This window comes from uncultured Maribacter sp. (genome assembly GCF_947496775.1).
In the GTDB taxonomy this organism is placed as follows: Bacteria; Bacteroidota; Bacteroidia; order Flavobacteriales; family Flavobacteriaceae; genus Maribacter_B.
In genome coordinates, this window is the sequence record NZ_CANMDU010000003.1 from 85,430 (window position 1) to 111,011 (window position 25,582).

The window sequence follows — 25,582 nt, forward strand, 5'->3', positions numbered from 1 at the left end:
TTATATTTTTAGGTCAAACCATACGGGTTTAACAAATTACTAAAGTTTAAATCTAAATCCACCATAAAACATACGTCCCATAATTGGAGCATACACAATACTAGTATCAAAATTTGCGCCAAATGGATTATCTACCCCTAAAATAGGATTATTTTGTTTATAATTGGTTAGGTTTTCTCCCCCTAAATAAATTTCGAACTGATTAGAAAACACTTTTGTTATTTGTGCATTCATTAAACTATACGGAGCCGAATATTCATTTAATTGATATGCAATAGGGTTAGAGCTTGTATTTGGCAAACGTTGTTTCCCCAAAGTATGCAACGTATAATCCATTCGCCATTGCGAACCATTTTCTTTTAAAGACGTTTTATATCCTAGATTTACAAAAAAACGATGTTGCGCCTGTAGTGGTTTTTGCAAAGACCCACTTTTATAATCTGTTGTTACATCATAATATTTATACGCCGTTCTAAATTCTAAATTCTTTAAAATTTCGTGATTTACTTCTAACTGAAAACTATTAGCATAACTCTTACCATCTAAATTGTAAAAAGAAATTTCTCGAGGATTTTCCCAATCTACCACTATCTGATTCTTAAAGTTAGTTTTATAAAAATCCACGGTAATATTTCCTTTTCTATCTAACCAATTAAACCCTTGTAAAAAACTTACGCCATAGTTCCAAGCATCTTCAGCATCTAGTCCGTAAATATTTCCAGAACTTTCTTGAATATTAATTTGTCTTGCCGAAGCAAAAAATTGCTGGTTTTCTGCGAATATATTGGCTGCCCGTTTACCTCTACCGACGGAACCTCTAAGACTTGCTTTTTCCCAAGGTGTATACCGCACATGCACTCTAGGCGTTATAAAATTTCCTAAACGATTATGCGTATCCACTCTTAAACCTGCTGTTAAACTTAACTTTTCTAAATTGGTGTAACTATACTCAAAGAATGCCCCTGCAGAAGCATCTGCCCTAGAATAATCAACAGTATTAACCATTTCATTATAACCATCATAAGCAAATGTTATTCCTGTTTTAAAATTATTTCGAGTATCATTTATAATAGAATTAAACAAAAGATTAGAATAGATACTCTCATGATTAATATTATACGTATTAAAACCAAAATAAGAATCTTGTTTATGGATACTATAAGAGGCCTGAAAACCAAAACTTTGAAATGGCAGCTCTGGAAATACATAACCCAATTTCACAGAAGTATCGAAACGACGAGTATCTATCTCACTCCCCCATGCTTGAGTTTCGTTCAACACAGAAAGTTCAGCATTATTCACATTGGCGGTTGACCTTAGCTGAAGCCACTCTACAGGATTAAAACTAGTTTGCCCAACTTGTTTTTCATCATTTAAAAAACGTACATTAAAAAAACTCACCCAACCCGTTTCCGGATTTTGGTATTGCCAACGATTCATTACATTTAGCTGATTAGCTAATGGTGCATCTAAAAACCCATCTTTATTACCATCTTCTTTTTGGTCTCTTCTGTTTACGTGAATATATAAACCGGAACTCAACTTATTAGATAGTTTTTTATTAAAATGGGTATTAAGCTCTAGTCTGCCATTTTTATTTGCATAGCCATTTATAAAAATAGAATTATCGGTTAGCGGCTTTACCAATTCTGTGTTTATTTGCCCTGAAATACTCTCATATCCATTTACTACGCTACCTGCTCCTTTGGTGATCTGTATACTTTCTACCCAAGTACCTGGCGTAAATGTTGAGCCATAAGCTTGCGAAGCCCCACGAACCATAGGAATATTCTCTTGCGTAATTAATAAATACGGACTTGTTAAACCCAACATTTGAATTTGTTTTGTCCCGGTTAAGGCATCTGAAAAATTTACGTCAATTGCTGGGTTGGTTTCAAAACTCTCTGATAAATTACAACAAGCAGCTTTGAGCAATTCTGCACTATTTACCGTTATCACATTTTGCGCGCTAAAAAATGTTTTCTGTACAGCATCTTTTTTTTGTTGAACTACCACTTCATCTAAATTGTTAGATGGCTGTAAAAAATGATGCACTTTTTTAGGAGCATTAATCAATAATGTGTCCGATTTAAAACCCACATAACTAATTACCAACTTATTGTACTCTTTTAAATACGGAATAGAAAATAAGCCTTCTGCATTAGTAACTGTTCCCGTTTGCGAATGCAACCAATATACATTAGCCCCTTCTAGAGCTATATGTTTTTTTGCCGTATTCGCTTCCATAATCATCCCTTCTACTTTATCCTGAGAAGTACAAAATAATGGCACCATTAAAACTAATATAAATAAGTTTCGCATGGCTTATAGGTTTACATATTTCACTAGCATAACTACAGCCATAACTAGCATAATAGCATTCTCTATAAAAGTTGCTTCGGTCATCGGTAATTTAAGAGCCGTACCTAAACATGCACATCGGATACTTTTTTTATCTAATAAGGTTTTAATTACCCCAATAGTAGTTATTCCTAAAATGACAATAGTTACCCCTAATGCCACTGGTATCTGAAAACGCATTAAGAAAAATAACCCTAAGGCTAATTCTATAAAAGGATACACCCATCCATAAGCAGGAATTAACTTTGCTAAAGGGTCGTACATTTTAAAACTTTCGGGAAACCCTTTTAAATCTAAAAGCTTAAAAAAGCTAAAAACAATATAAAATAGCCCCATAAAGTCTAACATTGCATTTGTTACATTCCATTCTTTAAAATTCAGCAAAAAGGCTGCCGAAAAAAGATATAAAAATATTAGTAATAAGGGCTTTAATTGTTTTAGTTTAGAAGGGTTTTCTATAGATTTCAACAGCCGCTCGGACGGAGGAAAGTTTTTCGTTTTTTCCTGTATAGTATATTTAGTCCCCAGAGCAGATTGCAAAACACTAACATCTACAAAATCATCTATCTTTATTTGAGCCTCCGAAGTTTCTAATTGCACCTCTGCATTAGAAACCCCCTTAACATCTAGAAGTTTTTTTGTCACGGAAGCCACACATCCACCGCAGGTCATTCCATCAATTATATATATATATTTCATTCTTATTTTTTTGATTTATAATTTATTTCCTCAAAATTAGAAAATAACAAAATGCGAAATGGATATTTTCCAAATCGCAGAAACTATTTCTTTTTATAAAATCAAATCAAAAAAACATCATCAAGTAACTGAATATCCTTGATAATTTTAGGAGGAATATATTCTTTATGGGAAGTATTTTTTATTTCTACAGGCTCAAATAAACCAAAGTAAGAACCAGTATAAGCAACTAAGAAAACTTGTTCTTCTATATCTAGATCATTAAAGGAGGGTTTTACATTGTTTTGCCCTTCTATTGCTACTACCTCATTATCACAACAAGATTTTTTATCAAGAGTACTTTTAGGTTGGGTTTCCGTAGACATAACCATACCACAATCTTGCGCATCCACAAAAAAAGCAACATCTACCAAATGCCCCATGCAATAATGCTTTTCTACCTTCCAAGACGTGGTAGACAAAAGCAACACTACAGCCATAAAGCAAGAAAAACAACGGTATACCTTTTCTTTCATCTTTACAAAAATACAAAATAAGCCAACTTTAAATAATTTCTTAGCACAACATTAACTATTTACCCTAAAATACTGAAACAAAAGCCTTTAAAATGCGCCCTAAAAAAAGTAATAAAAAAATTGCATCACTAGCATACTTAAAACCTAACATTAAAGTTAATATGGCTATATGCATAACCGCATTTTATAAAAACTATAAACACATATTAATGAAAAAGAGTACAAAATTATTTTTTAAAGCAAGTTTAGCTAGTATTATTTTTAGCCTATTCCTAATAAGCTGTAGTAATGACAATGATTCTATTTTTGAATCTCCGGATAATGATGACACTGTTGCTACATTGGTTATTAATCAAGGTGACCCTTCCAAAGACATTTTTACAGCTAAAGCAAATGGACAAGTTGGTACTAAGGTTCCAGGTAGAGTTATTTACACCTCTACAGATATAACACAACGCAGATTATATATTACGCAAAACATTTCGGGTGCTGGAGATATGCCGTTTAATGATTTTGATTTAACAAGTAAAGACTTAAAAAAGGCTTTAAAAGCAGATGGCTCTATTGATTTAGATGGCGCTACCAAAAAGGAAATAGATTTTACTTTTGACCTTCCTGTCCCAAATATAGATAATGGTTCTATAGTTTACAGCTTTTGGACAACAACAGGAAAAGGAGATTTTAGAGACCCGAACAAAAGAAAAGCTCTTGGAGTTGGTACAATAACAGTAACAGTTGGTACAGGAACAAATCCTAAAGCAGAAGTACATTCCTATACCGGAGTAAAATTATACGCTCCAGATGTAGAAGGAAGAACAGAAACCTTCTTTTCATTATTAAATGAAACTGTTTACAAAATTAATGTAGGCCCAGAATTTAGAGCTTTTTGGGATTTTGGATACTATTACGGTGTTTCAGGAGCTTCTAGCGGAGAATTAGCTTCTTTTTCTTCCACTGCAACTTATGATGCTAATTTTGGATTCCCTGTAGAAGGACTTAAACCTAGCGATACTGAAGATGCAGATGAAACTTTAAACGAAATGTTTTTTGGTTTATCTAATTTTGATGTGACTGCATTTGACAACATAACACTTTCTGGCGATTTAGATGTAGTTATTAAAACTAACAGTCAAAACATAACAAACTTAGAAGTTGGTGATGTTGTGGAATTTGTAGATAATTATGGCAAAAAAGGTCTTATAAAAATTACTGATATAAAAGCAGGGTTTGGAAACAATGACTTTATAGAGTTTGATGTTAAAGTACAGCCTTAGGCTTAAAAAAAGCATTTTAAAAAGAGGGAATCTATAACAATATAGATTCCCTCTTTTTTATTACTATTTTCTATTCACAAAAGAAAAATACCCTGAGAAGATTGTAAATTTGTGATATATATTTTTACCTAATTGCCAAAAAAAATAGTTATTATGTTTAACCAATTAAAGATTCAAGTCCAAAACATTACTAAAAATTCTGAACAAAGTGTAGATGAAAGACTAAAAGAAATTTGTGTTCTTTTAAAAGAATCTGTCTCCTATTATGATTGGGTTGGGTTTTACTTTAAAAATGGAGATAAAAACGAACTTAAACTAGGACCGTATGCTGGCGCACCTACAGATCATACTATTATTCCTTTTGGTAAAGGTATTTGTGGCCAAGTAGCAGAGAGTAATGAAAATTTTGTGGTTCCAGATGTACAAGCGCAGGATAATTACATTGCCTGTAGTATTACAGTAAAAGCCGAAATAGTTATTCCGCTCTTTAAAGATGGAAAAAACATTGGTCAAATAGACATCGACTCTAACACTCCCAACCCATTTTCTAAAAAAGATGAGCGCTTTTTAGAATTTGTAAATGACCAAGTATCACAAATTCTTTAAAACTTTAGCTTTTTTGTTAATAAACTTACCCGTTTTTTAGTTTCAAAAAAATTACTTTTGCATGCTTAGAACTTTAACTTAAGTAAGTAAAAATGAGTACCAAAAAAGCCACTTCAGCCTTAATATCTGTATTCCATAAAGACGGATTAGAACCTATTGTAAGAAAGTTTAATGAACTTGGAATAACTATATATTCTACTGGAGGAACAGAAAAATTCATAACCGACTTAGGCATTCCTGTAGTACCTGTAGAGGATGTAACTAGTTACCCTTCTATACTTGGCGGAAGAGTAAAAACGTTACACCCTAAAGTTTTTGGTGGTATTTTAAACCGTCAGGAGAACGAAAATGACCAAAAGCAATTAGCAGAATATGAAATTCCACAAATTGACATTGTCATTGTAGATTTATATCCTTTTGAAAAAACAGTTGCAAGTGGTGCTCCAGAACAAGATATAATAGAAAAAATAGATATCGGTGGTATTTCTTTAATTCGTGCTGCTGCTAAAAACTTCAAAGATGTCCTTTGTGTTTCTTCTATGGAAGATTATAGTGAAGTTTTAGAACTAATTACAGAAGGTAATGGTGCAACAACTTTAGAAGACCGTAAGCGTTTTGCAGGAAAATCTTTTAATGTTTCTTCTCATTACGATAGCGCTATTTTTAATTACTTTAATAAAAACCATGAAGAAGCTGCTTTAAAAATTAGCGAGACAAAAGGAAAAGTTTTACGCTATGGAGAAAACCCACACCAAAAAGGATTTTTCTTTGGTGATTTTGATGCTATTTTTAACAAACTTCATGGCAAAGAATTATCATACAACAATTTATTAGATGTAGATGCCGCAGTAAACTTAATGAATGAGTTTAAGAATGATGCTCCTACCTTTGCTATCTTAAAACATAATAACGCTTGTGGTCTTGCGCAACGCGACACACTTCACCAAGCATATGTAGATGCACTAGCTGGTGATCCAGTATCTGCTTTTGGCGGAGTTCTTATTAGTAATAAAGAAATAGATAAAGCAACTGCAGAAGAAATTCATAAACTTTTTTGTGAAGTTGTAATTGCACCTAGCTATGCCCCTGACGCTTTAGAAATTTTAAAAGGGAAAAAGAACCGTATTATCTTAATATTAAATGATATTGAGTTACCAAAAAACAATGTACGTACTTGCTTAAACGGAATTTTATTACAAGAAAAAGATTCGAAAACAGATGCTGTTGAAGATTTAAAAACAGTTACCAAGCTAACTCCTTCTGATAGTGATATTGAAGATTTAATTTTCGCATCTAAGCTATGTAAGCATACTAAAAGTAACACTATAGTTCTTGCAAAAAACAAACAATTATGTGCTAGTGGAACAGGACAAACATCTAGAGTAGATGCCCTAAACCAAGCTATACATAAAGCGCAATCTTTTAATTTCGATTTAAAAGGTGCTGTAATGGCTAGTGATGCCTTTTTTCCTTTCCCCGATTGTGTTGAAATCGCAGGGAATAGTGGAATTAAAAGTGTAATACAACCAGGAGGTTCTATTAAAGACCAACTGAGCATTGACTATTGTAATGAGAATGAAATTGCAATGGTTATGACAGGCACACGTCATTTTAAGCATTAATTTTAGTACCTTTATCGACGAAATGCACTTTTAATCGAAACCAAACTTTAAACTATGGGATTTTTTGATTTCTTAACAGAGGAAATTGCAATAGATTTAGGAACAGCCAACACACTTATCATACATTTAGATAAAGTGGTTGTAGACAGTCCGTCTATCGTTGCCCGCGATAGAATTTCTGGGAAAATAATTGCTGTTGGCAAAGAAGCCAACATGATGCAAGGAAAAACTCACGAGAATATAAAAACCATTCGTCCTTTAAAAGATGGAGTTATTGCAGATTTTGATGCCTCTGAAAAGATGATAAACATGTTCATTAAGAACATTCCTGCATTAAAAAAGAAATGGTTTCCGCCAGCATTGCGTATGGTTATTTGTATTCCTTCTGGAATTACAGAAGTAGAAATGCGTGCTGTAAAAGAATCTGCTGAACGTGTAAACGGTAAAGAAGTTTACTTAATCCATGAGCCAATGGCTGCAGCTATTGGTATTGGCCTAGATATTATGCAGCCAAAAGGGAATATGATTGTAGATATAGGTGGTGGTACTACCGAAATTGCAGTTATAGCCTTAGGAGGTATTGTTTGTGATAAATCTGTAAAAATTGCGGGAGATGTTTTTACAAACGATATCATATACTACATGCGTACGCAGCATAACCTTTACGTTGGAGAAACAACAGCTGAAGCAATAAAAATTGAAATAGGTTCTGCTACTGAAGATTTACAAACGCCTCCTGAAGAAAAATCTGTACAAGGAAGAGATTTACTTACTGGTAAGCCAAAACAGGTTCAAATTTCTTATAGAGAAATTGCAAAAGCCTTAGACAAATCTATTTTGCGTGTAGAAGATGCTGTCATGGAAACACTTTCTCAAACACCTCCAGAATTAGCAGCGGATATTTATAATACTGGAATATATTTAGCTGGTGGTGGTTCCATGTTACGTGGATTAGACCGTAGGTTATCTCAAAAGACAGATTTACCCGTATATATAGCAGAAGATCCTTTAAGAGCTGTTGTAAGAGGTACTGGTATTGCATTAAAAAACCTTGAACGCTATAAAAGTATTTTAATAAAATAGGCTGTTTTTTTTAGCAACAGCCTTATTTTCTTTTTCAATTCCCTCGATAGAGAAAGAATATAAACTACCTCAGGGCAAAGTCCATGAGATATGAATTTAAAACCTATTGTTATTTCGAGGTAAAATCTCGGAGCATTTAAATCTCGATTATCGAGTAAGTATCCTAATTTAAGAAACAGAATGCGGCAAATAATTAATTTTTTAATTCGGTATAAAACATTCTTGCTTTATATCTTGTTACTAATTATTTCTTTGGCTCTCTCTGTACAATCGCATTCTTTTCATCAATCTAAGTTTTTTAATTCCTCTAATTGGATAACTGGTAGCTTATATCAAACTTCCTTCAATATCACCTCTTATTTTGATCTAAAAGAAGAAAACAATAAGCTGGTAGAAGACAATAAAAAATTAAGACAAGCGCTATACAATATTGGAATAAAAGATACCGTAGCGATGGACACTACCGCCATAAACTACAAAGTAATTAGTGGCCAAGTCATTAAAAACAGCTACTCCAATAATCGAAATTACATCACTATAAATAAAGGAAAAAAAGACAGTATTAAACAAGACATGGGCGTTATAACAGACAAAGGAATTCTTGGTATTATAGAAAATACCTCTTCCAAATACGCCTCTGTACAAAGTGTTCTAAACCAACACTCTAACATTAATGCTAAAATTAAAAATACGGACCATTTTGGATCTCTTATATGGAACGCTAAAGGATACGCAACCGTACAATTAATTGATATTCCCAGACTGGTTCCTCTTACCATTGGAGACACTATTGTAACTGGTGCAATGAGCAGTATTTTTCCAGAAAATATACCTATAGGAACTATTAAAGAATTTAATTTAGATACCTCTAAAAGCTTCTACACCATAGATGTTACCTTGTTTAATGATATGACGAATCTTAAAAACATTTACATTATTGTTAACCCTAATAGAAAAGAAATATTAGAATTAGAAAAAGAGACCATTACCAATGATCAACACTAATTTTTTTATAAATATTTTACGATTTACACTATTGGTTTTAGTGCAGGTTATCGTTTTTAATAGACTTAACTTTTTTGGTTTTATAAACCCGATGGTGTATATCCTTTTTTTATACTGGTTTCCTATTAAAGAAAATAGAGTAGCCTTTATAGGCTTAAGTTTTCTACTAGGTCTTTCTATCGACTTTTTTTCGGACACTATGGCTTTTCATGCAGCAGCCACAGCAACCATAGCTTATTTAAGACCTGCCATAATGCGTTTTGTTTTTGGCATAAATTTAGAATTTCAAAGTTTTAAACTAGGCAATGCCACTAAGGCACAACAAATTACTTTTTTGGCGTTATTAATTATAGTACATCATTTCGTATTTTTTACTTTAGAAATTTTCAGCTTTAGTAATATGTTGCTTATTTTAAAAAAGGTCTTCGCAACAGGACTAGCGACTTTAATACTTTGCATGCTTTTTAATACTTTGTTTAGTGTAGAAAAAGAATGAAAAAATTACTTTTATCCTCTTTAATTGTCCTTATTGGAATTACCTTTTTGGGAAGGCTATCGTATTTACAAATATTTAGTTTCTCTCCAGACCAAGTAAAAGAAGATCCCGCGATAAAAGCAATTTATGATTATCCGGAACGGGGTTATATATATGACCGCAACGGAAAACTCTTAGTAGGTAATGACCCTGCCTATGATGTAATGGTTATACCAAGAGAAGTAAAACCTCTGGACACTCTAGAATTTTGTGGTTTATTAAATATCGACAAAGAAAAATTCAAAAAAAAGCTCAAAAAAGCTAGAATATACTCTCCAAGATTACCTTCTGTACTAGTACACCAACTTTCTAAAGAAGATTATGCCCGTCTTCAGGAAAAAATGAGAAAGTACACGGGCTTTTATATCCAAAAACGTTCCCTAAGGTATTATGACACAAATAGTGGCGCAAACGTATTGGGCTATATTAGTGAGGTAAATGAAAGAGATTTAGCAAAAAACAAATACTACATTCAAGGAGAACTTACCGGACGTACAGGAGTAGAAAAACAATACGAAGAACTTTTACGCGGAAGAAAAGGAGTTCAATACATTCAAAAAGACCGTTTTAATAGGGATATTGGCCCATACAAAGGAGGAACATTAGATACGCTGCCTATTCAAGGAAAACAAATTAGTCTTACTATCGATAAAGTATTACAGGAATATGGAGAAAAACTAATGGTTGGTAAACGTGGTGGTATTGTAGCGATAGAGCCCTCTTCGGGAGAAATACTATCCATGATTTCTGGACCAACATATGATCCCGCCCTTTTAGTAGGCAGACAACGCTCTAAGAATTACACCAAGTTATATAATGATACCATTGCCAACCCAACTTGGGACAGATCTATACTTGCGCAACAACCACCAGGATCCCCTTTTAAAGCCTTAAACGCTTTAATAGCACTACAAGAAGGTGTGCTAGATGAAAGTACAACTATAAGGTGCCATAACGGTTTTTATGTAGGACGTAAGAAAAGAGGCTGCCATTGTGGTGGTGGATTAAGAAACATGAATTCTGGTATCTATAAATCTTGCAATGCCTATTTTGCAGGAGCTTTTAGAAAAATATATGACAAGTTCGAAAGTACAGATGATGGTATGGACGTTTGGGAAAAACATATGAAAAGTTTTGGTCTAGGAAATTATTTAGGATATGATTTACCTTATGGACAAAAGGGGAGAATCCCTAGTAAAGAATATTATGATAAATGGTACGGAGATAATCGATGGAGTTCTTCTTATATTATTTCTAATTCTATTGGTCAAGGAGAGGTTTTAGCTACACCAATTCAGCTAGCAAATATGATGTCTGCTATTGCCAACAGAGGGCATTATTTCACCCCACATATTTTAAAGAAAATAGAAGGCGAAAATATTATAAATCCCCAATACACGGAACCTAAACGTACTACTATTGATAGAAAACATTTTGAGCCTGTAATAGAAGGTTTAACAGATGTATACCGAAAAGGAACTGCTCGTTGGGTTCAAATACCAGATATTGAAGTAGCAGGAAAAACAGGTACTGCCGAAAACTTCACTAAAATTGATGGTGTAAGAACACAACTTACAGATCATTCTGTATTTGTAGCTTTTGCCCCTGTGAACAATCCTAAGATTGCCATTGCGGTTTACATTGAAAATGGGTATTACGGTTCTAGATACGCAGGTCATATTGCTTCTCTTATGATTGAAAAATACATAAAAGGAGAGGTAACCTTAAAAAATCTAGAAAAAAGGATGCTAGAGAAAACCTTAGAACGAGAATACGCCAAACCGTATAGTGGGGAGGAGTTTAAGATTAACGAGTATGTCTGGTAATAGTGTTTTAAAAAGAGTAGATTGGCTTAGCGTTTTATTCTACATAGCTATAGTTTTTATTGGGTGGTTAAATATTTATTCTAGTACCGTTACAGAAGGAGAATCTTCCTTATTTAATTTTAACACCCTACATGGCAAACAATTATTTTTCGCTGGCGCAAGTGTCATTGCAATTATGCTCGTATTGGCCCTCGAAGTAAATTTTTACGAACGCTTTTCTAGCCTTTTTTATCTGCTCTCCATGATATTACTTCTTGGATTGTTTGTTTTCGGAAAAACTATAGCCGGCGCAACTTCTTGGTACGATTTAGGTTTCTTTAATTTACAACCCTCAGAACTTGCTAAAGTTACTACAGCTCTAGCATTAGCAAAATACCTTAGTGACATACAAACCGATATAAAAAGGCGTAAAGACCAATTATATGCATTATTAATTCTTTTTATACCGGCAGTACTAATTATTCCGCAACCAGATCCCGGGAGTGCACTAGTATTTTTTGCACTTATTTTTGTAATCTTTAGAGAAGGCCTCCCTTTATATTATCTAGGTATCGTATTACTCGCAATATTAATATTCGTAGCCACTTTAAAATTTGGAACTCTATGGTTATGTATAGGTTTAGCCTTATTAACCACGGTATTCTTTCTTGTTAAAAGAAAAACTTTTAAAGTACCAATAATCCCCTTTGCTAGCGTTTTGGTTATTACTGTATTATTTTCCTTATCAGTAAACTTTGTATTTAATAGTGTTTTTGAGCAAAGACACAGAGACAGATTTGGACTTTGGTTACGTCTTGAAAAAGACCCAAAAAAACTAGAACAAATAAGAAAAACTATTGGCTATAACACTTATCAATCTGAAAAAGCAATTGAATCTGGAGGTTTTTTCGGAAAAGGATTTTTAGAAGGAACCAGAACTAAAGGAGATTTTGTTCCTGAACAGCATTCCGACTATATTTTTAGTACTATAGGCGAAGAATGGGGCTTTATAGGCACCGCAACAGTAGTACTACTATTCACTTTCCTATTATTGCGATTAGTATATTTAGCAGAACGTCAAAAAAACCCTTTTTCTAGAATGTATGGCTACGGAGTTGTATCTATTCTATTTATTCACTTTTTTATTAATGTAGGCATGGTAATAGGTATTTTACCAACTATTGGTATTCCTTTACCGTATATGAGTTACGGTGGTTCTGGTCTATTATTTTTCACCATTCTATTATTTATTTTCCTACGGTTAGATGCAAATAGACTTAAAGAAGGTGCTTAAAATTTCCAATCTCTATCGGATACTTTTGCTTCTATTTTTGACTGATTTTTCTCGGATAATTCCTTAAAAAAATCTATTCCCGTTTCCTTCTCTATAACATCTATAGGAACTAAAAACTCTTTTATAGGTACCGAACTTTCTTTATTTTCCATTATAAATGCCACCGCTTTTAAGTTCTTTTCATCTCCCCTAGCTATTATTTTATAAAAATAGTTAGGAACCGCTATATCCTCATCTCCTATCTCGGGAAGCCCTCTTTTTAATATACCACCAGTAATAACAAATATACTACCGTATTTTTTAGCCCAATAGCGCGTTTTCATTTCTAATCTATTCCAAACACCGGCATTAAAATCCCTGTTTTGCGGACTAATATTACTAGTGTAAAAAGTTTCGTTGTACGCTTGTTTAGAAAATCTACGGTCTCCTGCTGGGCATAAATGTCCGCGATCATAGCCTGAGCCTTTATAGTTACGCCAATCTGCAGATTTTGTTTTCACTTTAGGATCTTCAATAAAATAAGGTCGTTTTCTATCGTCCGAAGTTAAATCCTTTTTATGTAAAGCATAAGCCACCCATTCTGCTTGCTCATAAGGCTCATTATAAGATAAACTATAATAAGAATGCTCTACTATATCTCCTGTAGTAGAGCTTGGCACTACATAAGCAGGAAGCGCTTCTTTTAAACCATTGCTATCTTTTGAAGAATATGTATCTGGAGTATAAAAATTTTCAAATGCCCAAAACACCACTATACAAACCAGCATTAAAACAGAATACATTGTTTTATTAGAATTGCTTTTTCTCATGATTCAAATTTAACTTAATTTCGCTATTGAAATGGTTTAAATTCTACTCAAAAATAGTAAACTATCTCGGGGGGATCTTTAAAAAATACTAAGCCCGATTATCGAGTAAGTTTTATATCTTTTTAGAGACTTAATTAAGAAATTATAATAGCCTATGCTCACTTGGAAAGACGTTATACATTTTAGTGTTAAAGGAAATCCGACTCCAGACACAAGAATTGAAAAAACAGAAGCGGAATGGGAAAAAATTTTAAGCCCTGAACAATTTCGTATTACTAGGCTAAAAGGAACAGAGGCCCCGCATTCTGGTGCACTTTGCAGTACGCATGATGCAGGTGCATATAATTGCATATGTTGCAATACTCCTTTATTCGATTCTACTATTAAGTTTGAGTCTGGTACAGGATGGCCCAGTTTTACGCAACCCGTAAAAGAAAATGCGATTAAATATATAAAAGATAGTAGCTACGGAATGACTCGAGTAGAAGTTCTATGCAATACGTGCGATGCCCATTTAGGACATGTATTCCCCGATGGCCCTGAACCAAGCGGATTACGATACTGTATAAATTCTGAATCTATGCAATTAAAAAAAGAAAGCCAAACAAATGAATAATTCTACTATACAAATAGCTACCCTTGGTGGCGGATGTTTTTGGTGTGTCGAAGCTGTTTTTAACGAAATTAAAGGCGTTGAAAAAATAGTATCTGGCTATACTGGTGGTACAGCCCCAGGAAAACCGACATATAGAGAAGTTTGCTCTGGTTTAACAGGTCATGCTGAAGTAATACAAGTTACCTTTGATTCTAGTATAATTACTTATCACGATTTATTAGTTATTTTTATGACCAGTCATGACCCTACTACATTAAATAGACAAGGCGGAGATACGGGAACCCAATACCGCTCTGTAATATATTACCACGACGATACTCAAAAGGAAATAGCCACCGCAGTAACTAATGAAGTTGCTCCGTATTACCAAGACCCTATTGTTACGGAAATAAGTGCCCTAGGTGTTTTTTATGAAGCGGAAGAATACCACCAAGACTATTACAGAAATAATACCGAACAAGGATTCTGTAGTGCTGTTATTACTCCAAAATTGGCGAAATTAAGAAAAATGCATGCCGATAAATTAAAATAAGATACACGAAGGCTCACTATGAAACTTACTATAAAAGACACGTATAACAAAGAACTTCCAGAAGACCCTATTTTGGAGAATACGCCTAGGCAAGTAAGTGGAGCATGCTATTCTTATGTTACCCCAAAAAAAACAACGAATCCAGAATTAATTCATGTATCTCCGGACATGTTAGCAGAAATAGGGCTTACTTTAGAAGATAGTAAGACCGCTATTTTTACAGAGACTTTTACCGGTAATAGCCTTCTGCCAAATACCAAACCCTATGCTATGTGTTACGGCGGGCATCAATTTGGAAATTGGGCGGGACAATTAGGAGATGGTAGGGCTATAAATTTGGCAGAGGTAGAATACCAATCTAAACATTGGGCGCTACAATTAAAAGGTGCTGGCCCTACACCCTACTCCAGAACAGCAGATGGTTTGGCTGTCTTGCGTTCCTCCATTCGAGAATATTTATGTAGCGAGGCTATGCATCACCTAGGAGTACCAACTACTAGAGCTCTTTCTTTGTCCTTAACCGGAGATAACGTTTTAAGAGATATTCTTTATAATGGAAACCCTGCTTATGAAAAAGGAGCTGTAGTTTGTAGAGTAGCTCCAAGTTTTATCCGTTTTGGAAATTTTCAAATTTTTGCTGCGAGACAGGATATTAAAAATTTAAAAAAACTAACCGACTATACGATACGTCATTTTTTCTCGCATTTAGGTGCCCCATCTAAAGCAGTATACTTACAATTCTTTAAAGAAGTAATGTTACGTAATCTAGATATGGTAATCCATTGGCAGCGTGTTGGTTTTGTACATGGGGTTATGAACACCGATAATATGTCTATCCTTGGGTTAACTATAGATTACGGTCCTTATGGCTGGCTAGAAGGATATGATGCCGGATGGACTCCTAATACCACAGACAGACAATACAAAAGATATCGTTTTGGTAACCAAGCAGATATTGTTCTTTGGAACCTATACCAATTAGCAAATGCCCTATACCCATTAATAGAAGAAAGCCAAGGGTTAGAAGCTATCTTAGAAGAATACACAGATGTATACGCGCAAAAATACGCAGCCATGATGCGTTCTAAACTTGGATTGCAAACTTCCAACGAAAAAGATATTGTGCTTATTCATAACTTAGAAGAGAACCTACAAGAATCAGAAACAGATATGACCATCTTCTTTAGAAATTTATCTAATTTTAATTCCGATAAGTACAACGAAGGCTTGCAAATAGTTTGGGATGCTTTTTATAATACAGACGAAATCACAGAAACAATAAAACAAAAATGGAATTCCTGGTTTAAGAATTTTGCCGAGAGAGTAAAACAAGAAAAAGTAGCACCAAAAGAACGTAAAGAAAAAATGAATTTGGTGAATCCTAAGTATGTACTCCGTAATTATATGGCGCAATTAGCTATCGAAGCTGCGGAAAAGGGAGACTATTTATTAATAGATGCCCTTTTTAAACTACTTAAAAACCCCTATAAAGAACAAATAGAAAATAAAAAATGGTTCGCCAAACGGCCAGATTGGGCAAGAGACAAGGTTGGCTGCTCTATGCTTTCTTGTAGTTCTTAAAAGCATTTTTCCGCTTATGCAAAGGTATTAAACCATTGGTCTACAGATTTTTGCCAACCACCTATTTTCTCCTTAAAAAGAAGTAATTACATTTTACTTTAGCTGTATAAACATAAACCTACAGCTATGAAAAATGCCAGATTATATTATACCATTGCCATTACCCTATTTGCTACAGCTATTATAGCTATTGTAGCGAACTCTTACATTAACTATGACTCTATTGTACTAAAATTTGAACACCTTGGCTACCCTCCTTATTTAATACATGTTTTAGGAGTTGCTCAAATATTAGGGCTAGTTATAGTAGTATCTAACAGAGGAAAATGGCTTTTAGAATGGGCCTATGCCGGTTTTTTTATGAACTTTACTTTTGGTATTATAGCACATTTATTATCTAAAGATGGTAATGGTGCAACCGCTGTAATTTGCCTTATTCTAGTATGGGTTACCTACATTCAAAACAAAAAATTAAAATACCATAAAGAAACTTCTAAACAAGATATAGAATTACATCATTTAAAAAAAGTAGCATGATTAGGGTGTTATACTTTTAGATTTTCAATTAAAAAAGCCTGCTATAAAAGCAGGCTTTTTTATATAGGTTTGGGTCTTTTACTATAAGAATTGCTTTATTCATAAACTTATTCATTATTTCTATAGGCATTCATCGGTCGCTATGCTCGGTCAGTTCTTATCTTTATAGGATAATTCACAGTTAATTCTTCAGTTTCTAATGCTAAATTATAGTTGTGAATTGCTTTATTCATAAACTTATTTATTATTTTTCTATAGGTATTCATCGGTCGCTACGCTCGGTCAGTTCTTATCTTTATAGGATAATTCACAGTTATTATCTTTATTAAATAAACAAATTTCATGTTGTGAATTGCTTTCAGTTCTTATCTTTATAGGATAATTCACAGTCTTAACTCATCAATCCAATGCCTAGCTTTTGTTGTGAATTGCTTTCAGTTCTTATCTTTATAGGATAATTCACAGTAATTAAAAATTTAAGCGTTTTTGGTCGCTAGTTGTGAATTGCTTTCAGTTCTTATCTTTATAGGATAATTCACAGTTCTTCAAAAGTCATTACTTTTTTGCCGCACGTTGTGAATTGCTTTCAGTTCTTATCTTTATAGGATAATTCACAGTAACCATTCCTTCAGGGTTTTCTTTTGCCCAGTTGTGAATTGCTTTCAGTTCTTATCTTTATAGGATAATTCACAGTTATCATGATGATATGGAAAAGACTTTACATGTTGTGAATTGCTTTCAGTTCTTATCTTTATAGGATAATTCACAGTATATATCTCAATATCTCAATCAATGTATCTGTTGTGAATTGCTTTCAGTTCTTATCTTTATAGGATAATTCACAGTATTCTTTAATTATTGTATTTGATCCAAATAGTTGTGAATTGCTTTCAGTTCTTATCTTTATAGGATAATTCACAGTCACCACACTTTTTTTATAAAAAACACAGTTGTTGTGAATTGCTTTCAGTTCTTATCTTTATAGGATAATTCACAGTTGTTTAGTAGAAAGTAAAGCTATGTCTGTAGTTGTGAATTGCTTTCAGTTCTTATCTTTATAGGATAATTCACAGTTCTCTTTAGATGTATCGAAACTTTTATCTGTTGTGACTTGCTTTCAGTTCTTATCTTTATAGGATAATTCACAGTTAAAGAATTAGTACTTATTGTTGTTGCATCGTTGTGAATTGCTTTCAGTTCTTATCTTTATAGGATAATTCACAGTAGAAACTCCTTTAGCGAATAACTCTGTCCCGTTGTGAATTGCTTTCAGTTCTTATCTTTATAGGATAATTCACAGTCCTGAGCGACCTGTGCCTTTTAACTTGCCAGTTGTGAATTGCTTTCAGTTCTTATCTTTATAGGATAATTCACAGTTATTATCTTTATTAAATAAACAAATTTCATGTTGTGAATTGCTTTCAGTTCTTATCTTTATAGGATAATTCACAGTCCCGCAATATTAAATCTGTTTTCAATGGCAGTTGTGAATTGCTTTCAGTTCTTATCTTTATAGGATAATTCACAGTAATGTATCTCAATGTATCTCAATGTATCTCGTTGTGAATTGCTTTCAGTTCTTATCTTTATAGGATAATTCACAGTTTTTTCCTTTTATTTTAGAGTGCTCCATGTGTTGTGAATTGCTTTCAGTTCTTATCTTTATAGGATAATTCACAGTTATATACAAAAGTAAATCCAAAATTAAATGTTGTGAATTGCTTTCAGTTCTTATCTTTATAGGATAATTCACAGTAAAGGGTTGCTACTTATTGTCGTGGCATCGTTGTGAATTGCTTTCAGTTCTTATCTTTATAGGATAATTCACAGTTATATAAAATTTACCGTCGAAATCTGTAATGTTGTGAATTGCTTTCAGTTCTTATCTTTATAGGATAATTCACAGTAAGAGATACTTTTGATTATACCCAAGCAGATGTTGTGAATTGCTTTCAGTTCTTATCTTTATAGGATAATTCACAGTATACTTTAAACTAATAGTTTCACTAACTCTGTTGTGAATTGCTTTCAGTTCTTATCTTTATAGGATAATTCACAGTAGACTCTGGTAAGCCCATAACCTGTTGCCAGTTGTGAATTGCTTTCAGTTCTTATCTTTATAGGATAATTCACAGTAAGAAACAGCGTTTGTTTAAATAGTAATTCGTTGTGAATTGCTTTCAGTTCTTATCTTTATAGGATAATTCACAGTTCTTTCCCAAATTTAATGTTGTTTTTAATAGTTGTGAATTGCTTTCAGTTCTTATCTTTATAGGATAATTCACAGTATACCCGCCATAAAAAGCTGGTATACTGTTATTTAAACCTGTTTTTAGAAATAAAAAAATGAGAGTAACGAGGTCTCGACTGCGCTCGACCTGACAAGACTGCGCTTGATCTAATATTTTTAAACTCTATTTTGTATTAAAAAAGCTCTAATTGCTGACTAGGTGGTTCTGGTGGCGTTTCTTTTTGTCCATGAAACAACTCCATCATCCCAAACTGTTTATCAGTAATTTGCATAATACACACCTTACCTTTTTTGGGTAACATATTTTTTGTTCGTTTTATATGTACTGCTGCATTTTCTCTACTAGCACTAAAACGCATATAAATACTAAATTGGAACATAGCAAAACCATCATTCAACAAATTTTTTCTAAAACGCGCTGCGGTTTTACGTTCTGTTAAAGTCTCGGTTGGTAAATCAAAAAAAACAAGTACCCACATACTACGATATTGATTTAAACGGCTAAAATTGCTCTGGTTCATCATTTATATATTAAAAAAACAATGGCATCTAATCAAGCGCAGGCGTGTCAAATCAAACACAGTCTTGTCAGGACGAGCGAATTTATCAAGTCGAGCGCAGTCGTGTCAGGTCGAGCGCAGTCGAGACCTCAGTCTGGCTTATACTTATAATGACTAGCATTCCTACATTCTGCTAAAATTTTTAGCATTTTATCATCGCCATTTGCTAAAGCCCATTTCTTTTTACTACTCCATTTTTTAATTTGTTTCTCTACTAAAATAGCTTGTTCAATATCATTGAACATTTGGTTCCATATTAAATGCACTGGTCTTCTCTTATAGGTAAAACTGCTTTTATTTTTACCTAGCTGATGTTCTTCTAATCTTCTGCTTAGATTATTAGTAAGGCCTGTATATAAGAGACCATCTTGGCATTTTAGTATGTAAACAAAATAGGTTTTCATGATTTGTTATTAATTGACATAATTTGTTCTCGACTGCGCTCGAACTGACAAGGTTACTCGACTACTCTTGAATTAACAAGGAAACTCGACTGCGCTTGAACCGAAAAAAGTTACCTGATTCCACTCAAACTGACAAGGTTACTCAACTGCGCTCGAACTGACAAGGTTACTCGACTACTCTTGAATTAACAAGGAAACTCGACTGCGCTTGAACCGAAAAAAGTTACCTGATTCCACTCAAACTGACAAGGTTACTCGACTTCACTTGAACTGACATGGTTACCCTACTGCGATCGAACTGATATTGGTTCTAATAATTAATTTTAAACATATTTACAACTTTAATTCTGGATATAATATTCTTCGGCTACTGCCATAAAAACACTCGTATAAACTATTGGTGGTACGGCTCATAGCATTCATTAACGGGCTTTTTTTACCATCTATCACCACATCCATTGCGGGTATTTGCAATAATTCGGTTTTTAATTGGGTATTAAGCTCTTCTATTTGGCAACCCGTAGCTACTAGATCATAGACCAGCATATCTACAAAAGGCCTATACGCCTCCATAATATCATCTGCCAAACAAAATGCATTGTATTTATTTCTATGGAATATACCTACACTGGGTAACATACCGCTACTTACCAAAGCCCTTGCCGTTACGGCACGTAATATGGCATAGCCATAATTTAAAAGGTTGTTTGGCGCTACTCCCTTTTGGTTACGACTAAAGCCTTCTATACCTATAAATAACTCCTGAAAATAGTACGCCGCAGCATAGGCTTCATGGTTTTGAGCATCACCGCTTTTTACTTCTTTTGCCCAGCGTTTTAACTTTAAGGCGTTTTTAGATTGTACTAATAAATGCTGGGCTTGGTTCTCAATTTTTGCCTGTACGGTTTGTTGCCATAATTGCTTTTTTAAAGGTACGCTGGCATTTAATTGGTGACGCATACGCTCCGTCTGTTCTGTATGCCCTACCAAGGGTTGTAAAAAACCACGGGGTAAATGTTGCTTATCGCAGGTTATAACAGCTGTTTTATTTTGTACCAATTTCATTAATAAACCAGTAGTAATGGTTATTTGCGAGTTTTCTAAAACTACAAAACCCAAATCTTCTATGGCTGCCGTTCTTTCTTCTTTATCCTCTTCTGGGTATGTTGCTACCAATTGCTCATTTCGGGTACTTAAATAGGCTGGTTTTCCAAAAAAGAGAGTGCGTTTTATCATAACTAAAAATTAATATTCCCCAACTTGTACTATTTGTCCTAAATGATTTGTTCTAACTTTAATAATATTATTAACTGCCATTGGACTCCTTAACCTTTTATAAGTAAAATCCAAATTATTAGTAACCATAGTCTCTAGATGATGTCTAAACCTATAATCCTTTTCACTTATAGATTGTATTCTAAATAAATATTTACTAATTTCTTTAGCATTTTTTGTACTTAATAAATCCATTTCATTTGGCTTAAAATCTTCGGTTGAAAAAACAAACATTTCGTTTTGCTTCATTGTAAACAAAAATTGCCAACCAAGGTGTTTGTTATAATCTTTATCGATTATTGAAAGGCCAGAATTAACGCGTTGTACAGCTTCATAAAACGACACTACCTTTTCTTGCAGTTTACCCTTAATGTCTTTATAAATAGCAACATGATGGTTGTTTCCAGTACTCACAAAGTCATTTTGTACTGGTTTTCCATTTTTATCTAGAATTAAATTACCATTATGGTCTCTTTTTTCATGAAGTGCTTCTACATTATTTACACCAGAAATGGTAACGCGTTTTACCGCAATACCTTTTTCTTTATTTAACCAAATGGGGTTATTGTCTAAATCTGAAAATGCTTCTTTAGCATTTCCATTATAAGCTTTTAAACGTGTTTTAAGAAGTGTTTTTATATTACTATCTATAATTTTATCTAGACTCTTTTCGTTTTTAAAATTATCTGCATTGACAGCTTTTCTAATGGTATAAATATCTTCATAACAGAACACTTCTTTTATAAGTTTGTTGTTAAAAATCAACGGCTCTTTCTTAAGTGTTTTTGTATCAAAAGCTTTTAAAGTATCATTATTATATTTTACTAAATATTCTAATAAATAATGCTTTATTTGAGGATTAATAATATTGCTTATCTGTTCTAAAGTAATTCGCTTATTAATTTTTACGGTATTATCCATTGGTTGTTTAGATTTACCATAAACCGTTTCTTTATGCAATTGACCTCTTGGTGTAAGCTGTATCTTAGATTTGAAGTTCTGCTTCCCTTTTAATCTAGTTTTGTTAATGTTTTTAGTTACTACTTTATTCTTTGTCTTAAAAGAAACTATAATAGATTCAATATGCTCTTTGGCTTGAGTACGAAAATTAGACATTGGAGCAATAAACTTTTTTTTACCCTCACTATTTTTATGGGTTATTACTTTTTCTATGGCAATAATATTTGAATGTTTTTTATGTTTAACATCCTTTCTGGCATTTAAGTTATTAAGGTATTGTATATGATTATGCGTTGTAAATGCAACCGTTAATGCATCCATTGCATGATGGCGGTGATCGTTACGTTTGGTCCAATCCTTTATTACTTCAACTTTTTTATTACCTTTTCTTGTTTGTATTTCTGTTAAGCCTAACGCTTTATATTTTGGAAGGTTTAACTCTTTCATGACGTTAATTAAATCCCAATCTTCCCTCAACTTATCTGTTATTCTTCCGGAAGTTGAAACTATAGGCTCTCTAACCAATTCTTGTAACAAGGATTTAGCTTTTTTAGCTATGTATTGCGAGTTTCGTAAGTCTCTTTCTATAGAACCATCTGGTAAGTTTTCTTGACTCAACAATAATTTTTTATATTTTGACTTACCAATACCATTTCCTTTATTAAAAAGTGACTCAACTCTATTTTTGTAATTTTCTAAATCATTATTAAAATCACTTTCAACAAAATCTAGTGCCGTTCTATCTCTTTTTTGAAGGTTTATTTTTCTGTAAGCTAAGGTTTTATTAGAAAAAGAATCGCCAAACAACATAGCTTTTGGAATAATGTGTTCAATATCTATTTCTTTTGAAAAGAGTTTCTCTTTAGGAATATACTTGTTAGTAAAAACAGTTTTATAGCCTAAATTTTTTAATTCTTCATACAAACGATATCTAACAACATCATTTTTTGTTGGGTTAGGAATCCCAAACTCCTTAGAGATTAATTTTCTAACATCCTCATTTTCCTTGGTACGTTTTGTAATAAAAGAGGTTGCATCTTTACGTTCTGACGCTGATTTCTTAAGTTCTCTGGCTAATTCTATTCTAACTTCATCTGGTTTTCCATAAGTTTCAATAACTTGATTCACCAAATTCACCACTTGATTTAATATTTTTTCCACAACAGGATTTCGCAAACTGTTTTTAGGCAAAAGCTCTAAGGTATCTTTTAAAACCCGTTTGTCTAAATCATCCTTGGTTAAGCTATTGGAATGATTATAGCCAGCTAGTCTACAAGCTTCTGAAAACTCGTTGCCACTTTGTAGAAAAGGCAAAACTTTACGAATAGCTCTTGCCGATAAGCTACCGTAATCTTGTTGCAACTTTATGTTTGCTAACCATTTAGCATACTCTGGTTTAAAACCATATTTATTGTGTAGTTTCTTTTTTAATGCAACGCTAGAATTACCATAAACTAATTTATCATCTTCATTAATTTTATGGTCGTCTTCGGCTGAATACAACAAGTGCCATAACTGGTAACTGGCTTGCTTATCAAAATCAGTATTTTCTTTATACGCGTTGAAATCTAAAACTTCTGGGGTAATACCTATTTCTGTAAAAACTGCGTCTAATTCTTCTTTAATTTCGGAAGCCGATTTTTTAGTCCAGTCAAAGCCATAACCTTCTAAATCTGCTATTTCTTTGAAAATGGAATAGAGTTCTTGGTTTGTTCTGTTACCTTCAATTTTCTCAAAATTACATTTCCATTCTTTCGTTTTCTTGCCTAAAAATTTAAGAACATCATTAGCTTTTAAATCGCCCCTTACATTTAACTCCTTAAAGAGTAATATCTTGGTTTCTTCATCTAAGATATAATCGGCTTCAACCTCTTCATTAAATAAATTATTCGATTTCCCGTCTATTCGTTTAAATTGTATGTTATTAAGATTTTGCCAAATTTTAAACTCTTGAAACAAAGGCGAAGATTTAGGAATCGCCTTATGGTGTTTTTCAAATTGGCAATTAGAAATTAAATGTTTTTGTGATTTTAACCTTCTTTGATAAAATATAATAACATCTCTTACTTCTTCTTTTAACTCTTTAGTTAAAACCGAATGATGTTTAGCTTGGATTTCCCAAATTTGCTCAAACTCATCTAGATAATCTTGCCTATAAAACACTCGATTTTTAAGTGATGTATTTGGGTTTTCTTTTATTTGCTTATTCAGATATTGACCAACTGTAATTTTATCAAAATAAAGCTCCTTACTTCTATCGCTTATAGCGCCCAAATAACCACTTGATTTATTAGTATCATTATTTATTTCCTGTAAAACAATAGCTAAATGTTCTAAATCTAACTGCTCTGACAAAGCTTTTGCTCGTAGCTGATACTTTTTTAGTTTTTGCTCCTGAGCTTTCCCATCTAGCTTCTTACCAACAATATTGAAAGGTTTTTGACAAATAGTCCATGTAGCACCTTTGTTTTTACCTTGTAGCTCTTTGTACAATTCATTCGTTAAAATTTCTGAATAAAATATTTTTTGAGTGTTCCAAACTTTATCCCATTCACTTTGTAAGTCGGAACGATAAAACTCTGGGAGGTACTTTTTATCCTGTTTTAGTAATTGGTAAACATATTGACCAGGAGTTAGATTCTTCTCATATAATTCTTTGGCAACTGACATTCCATCAATTGCTACACCCTCATCTTCGTTTACCGCTTTTCTACTACTTTTATAACCTCTTTTTTTATTAATTGCCAGCAAAACTCTTGCCAAATTTTCCAATTCAATTTTCTCAACAGCAGCAGTAGCTCTTAACCTTAACGTTTCATGTGTAGTTCCTTTACCAATTTCAGTTAAAGGTGTTTTACTAGAAATTATTTTGTGTTTTTCTAATATCTCTATTAAATACTGCCTTCTGAGTTTAAAACGCTGTAGATTTCTTCTTGCTCCACGTTTTAATGTTCTATCCGCATTAACAGATAGTGGTCTTCCTTTTTCAAAATCGGTTTGTTCATCAGTAGTTAAGGGATTTACTCTAACCCCTAACTCTATAATTTTTGATTTTTCTTCTTTATTTTCTGCTTCGTTAACTAATGCCCAACCAATACTGGTAGTCCCCAAATCAAGGCCTAAAACTTTTTTCATTTAAATATTTTCTTTAAAGCTATTTTCTTCTTTTCTAATTTCCTTACAGAAATCTGTAAACCATATCTGGTAATCTTTTTGTATATTTACAGTACTGAAAGCAATTCACAATAAGGATTATTC

At 33.1% G+C, this 25,582-nt stretch carries 20 protein-coding genes and 1 CRISPR repeat array; of the genes, 12 read left to right on the forward strand and 8 right to left on the reverse strand.

Annotated features, from left to right (window positions below; all coding sequences use genetic code 11):
- Positions 1–39: 39 nt before the first annotated feature.
- From Q0856_RS07050 to Q0856_RS07060, 3 genes are all read right to left on the reverse strand, one after another.
- Positions 40–2,322 (reverse strand): TonB-dependent receptor, encoded by a 2,283-nt coding sequence (locus Q0856_RS07050; RefSeq protein ID WP_298503725.1) that lies wholly within the window; start codon positions 2,320–2,322, stop codon positions 40–42.
- A 3-nt stretch (positions 2,323–2,325) separates the two neighbouring features.
- On the reverse strand, positions 2,326–3,060 hold the full coding sequence (locus Q0856_RS07055; RefSeq protein ID WP_298503727.1) for a MauE/DoxX family redox-associated membrane protein: 735 nt from the start codon (positions 3,058–3,060) through the stop codon (positions 2,326–2,328).
- 101 nt (positions 3,061–3,161) lie between these two features.
- A complete protein-coding gene (locus Q0856_RS07060) occupies positions 3,162–3,575 on the reverse strand; it encodes a hypothetical protein (protein ID WP_298477979.1) in 414 nt (137 codons plus the stop codon).
- Positions 3,576–3,784: 209 nt separating this feature from the next.
- On the opposite strand from Q0856_RS07060, the gene Q0856_RS07065 reads away from it, so the two are divergent.
- The 8 genes from Q0856_RS07065 (at position 3,785) to rodA (ending at position 12,799) form a co-directional block, all read left to right on the forward strand.
- A complete protein-coding gene (locus Q0856_RS07065) occupies positions 3,785–4,849 on the forward strand; it encodes a hypothetical protein (RefSeq protein WP_298477976.1) in 1,065 nt (354 codons plus the stop codon).
- Between the two features lie 153 nt (positions 4,850–5,002).
- Positions 5,003–5,455 carry a GAF domain-containing protein gene (locus tag Q0856_RS07070; protein ID WP_298503729.1) on the forward strand — a complete coding sequence of 151 codons (453 nt, stop codon included), beginning with the start codon at positions 5,003–5,005 and terminating at the stop codon, positions 5,453–5,455.
- Between the two features lie 92 nt (positions 5,456–5,547).
- Entirely contained in the window at positions 5,548–7,077 is a 1,530-nt protein-coding gene (gene purH, locus Q0856_RS07075) for a bifunctional phosphoribosylaminoimidazolecarboxamide formyltransferase/IMP cyclohydrolase (protein ID WP_298477970.1), read from the forward strand.
- Between the two features lie 54 nt (positions 7,078–7,131).
- Positions 7,132–8,160 carry a rod shape-determining protein gene (locus tag Q0856_RS07080; RefSeq protein ID WP_298477967.1) on the forward strand — a complete coding sequence of 343 codons (1,029 nt, stop codon included), beginning with the start codon at positions 7,132–7,134 and terminating at the stop codon, positions 8,158–8,160.
- Positions 8,161–8,340: 180 nt separating this feature from the next.
- Entirely contained in the window at positions 8,341–9,165 is an 825-nt protein-coding gene (gene mreC / locus Q0856_RS07085) for a rod shape-determining protein MreC (RefSeq protein WP_298503731.1), read from the forward strand.
- On the forward strand, positions 9,152–9,661 hold the full coding sequence (mreD, locus tag Q0856_RS07090) for a rod shape-determining protein MreD (protein WP_298503733.1): 510 nt from the start codon (positions 9,152–9,154) through the stop codon (positions 9,659–9,661). The genes mreC and mreD overlap by 14 nt, the downstream gene beginning before the upstream one ends.
- Positions 9,658–11,526, forward strand: a complete 1,869-nt coding sequence (gene mrdA / locus Q0856_RS07095) for a penicillin-binding protein 2 (RefSeq protein ID WP_298503735.1) — start codon at positions 9,658–9,660, stop codon at positions 11,524–11,526. The genes mreD and mrdA overlap by 4 nt, the downstream gene beginning before the upstream one ends.
- Positions 11,516–12,799 carry a rod shape-determining protein RodA gene (gene rodA, locus Q0856_RS07100; protein WP_298503736.1) on the forward strand — a complete coding sequence of 428 codons (1,284 nt, stop codon included), beginning with the start codon at positions 11,516–11,518 and terminating at the stop codon, positions 12,797–12,799. Before mrdA ends, rodA begins: the two co-directional genes overlap by 11 nt.
- Here rodA and Q0856_RS07105 read toward each other — a convergent pair.
- Positions 12,796–13,608 (reverse strand): DNA/RNA non-specific endonuclease, encoded by an 813-nt coding sequence (locus tag Q0856_RS07105; protein WP_298503737.1) that lies wholly within the window; start codon positions 13,606–13,608, stop codon positions 12,796–12,798. The genes rodA and Q0856_RS07105 overlap by 4 nt on opposite strands.
- 154 nt (positions 13,609–13,762) lie before the next feature.
- Here Q0856_RS07105 and msrB point away from each other — a divergent pair, with 154 nt between their 5' ends.
- The 4 genes from msrB to Q0856_RS07125 all read left to right on the forward strand — a co-directional run bounded on the left by msrB (position 13,763) and on the right by Q0856_RS07125 (position 16,874).
- Positions 13,763–14,224, forward strand: a complete 462-nt coding sequence (msrB, locus tag Q0856_RS07110; RefSeq protein ID WP_298477950.1) for a peptide-methionine (R)-S-oxide reductase MsrB — start codon at positions 13,763–13,765, stop codon at positions 14,222–14,224.
- Positions 14,217–14,756: a peptide-methionine (S)-S-oxide reductase MsrA gene (msrA, locus tag Q0856_RS07115; protein WP_298503738.1), complete on the forward strand. Its 540-nt coding sequence runs from the start codon at positions 14,217–14,219 to the stop codon at positions 14,754–14,756. Before msrB ends, msrA begins: the two co-directional genes overlap by 8 nt.
- A gap of 18 nt (positions 14,757–14,774) precedes the next feature.
- A complete protein-coding gene (locus tag Q0856_RS07120) occupies positions 14,775–16,337 on the forward strand; it encodes a protein adenylyltransferase SelO (protein WP_298503740.1) in 1,563 nt (520 codons plus the stop codon).
- Between the two features lie 126 nt (positions 16,338–16,463).
- Complete coding sequence (locus Q0856_RS07125) at positions 16,464–16,874, forward strand: DoxX family protein (protein WP_298477941.1); 411 nt, start codon at positions 16,464–16,466, stop codon at positions 16,872–16,874.
- 800 nt (positions 16,875–17,674) lie between these two features.
- Positions 17,675–19,162: direct repeats of the CRISPR family, unit length 46 nt; unit sequence GTTGTGAATTGCTTTCAGTTCTTATCTTTATAGGATAATTCACAGT.
- 136 nt (positions 19,163–19,298) lie between these two features.
- Here the strand turns inward: Q0856_RS07125 and cas2 are convergent.
- The 4 genes from cas2 to cas9 all read right to left on the reverse strand — a co-directional run bounded on the left by cas2 (position 19,299) and on the right by cas9 (position 25,459).
- Positions 19,299–19,646, reverse strand: coding sequence for a CRISPR-associated endonuclease Cas2 (gene cas2 / locus Q0856_RS07130; RefSeq protein ID WP_298504038.1), 348 nt, complete (start codon positions 19,644–19,646; stop codon positions 19,299–19,301).
- A gap of 128 nt (positions 19,647–19,774) precedes the next feature.
- Positions 19,775–20,089 (reverse strand): GIY-YIG nuclease family protein, encoded by a 315-nt coding sequence (locus Q0856_RS07135; protein ID WP_298503743.1) that lies wholly within the window; start codon positions 20,087–20,089, stop codon positions 19,775–19,777.
- Between the two features lie 333 nt (positions 20,090–20,422).
- Complete coding sequence (cas1, locus tag Q0856_RS07140) at positions 20,423–21,325, reverse strand: type II CRISPR-associated endonuclease Cas1 (protein WP_298503745.1); 903 nt, start codon at positions 21,323–21,325, stop codon at positions 20,423–20,425.
- 9 nt (positions 21,326–21,334) lie between these two features.
- On the reverse strand, positions 21,335–25,459 hold the full coding sequence (gene cas9 / locus Q0856_RS07145; RefSeq protein WP_298503746.1) for a type II CRISPR RNA-guided endonuclease Cas9: 4,125 nt from the start codon (positions 25,457–25,459) through the stop codon (positions 21,335–21,337).
- Between the last annotated feature and the right edge of the window lie 123 nt (positions 25,460–25,582).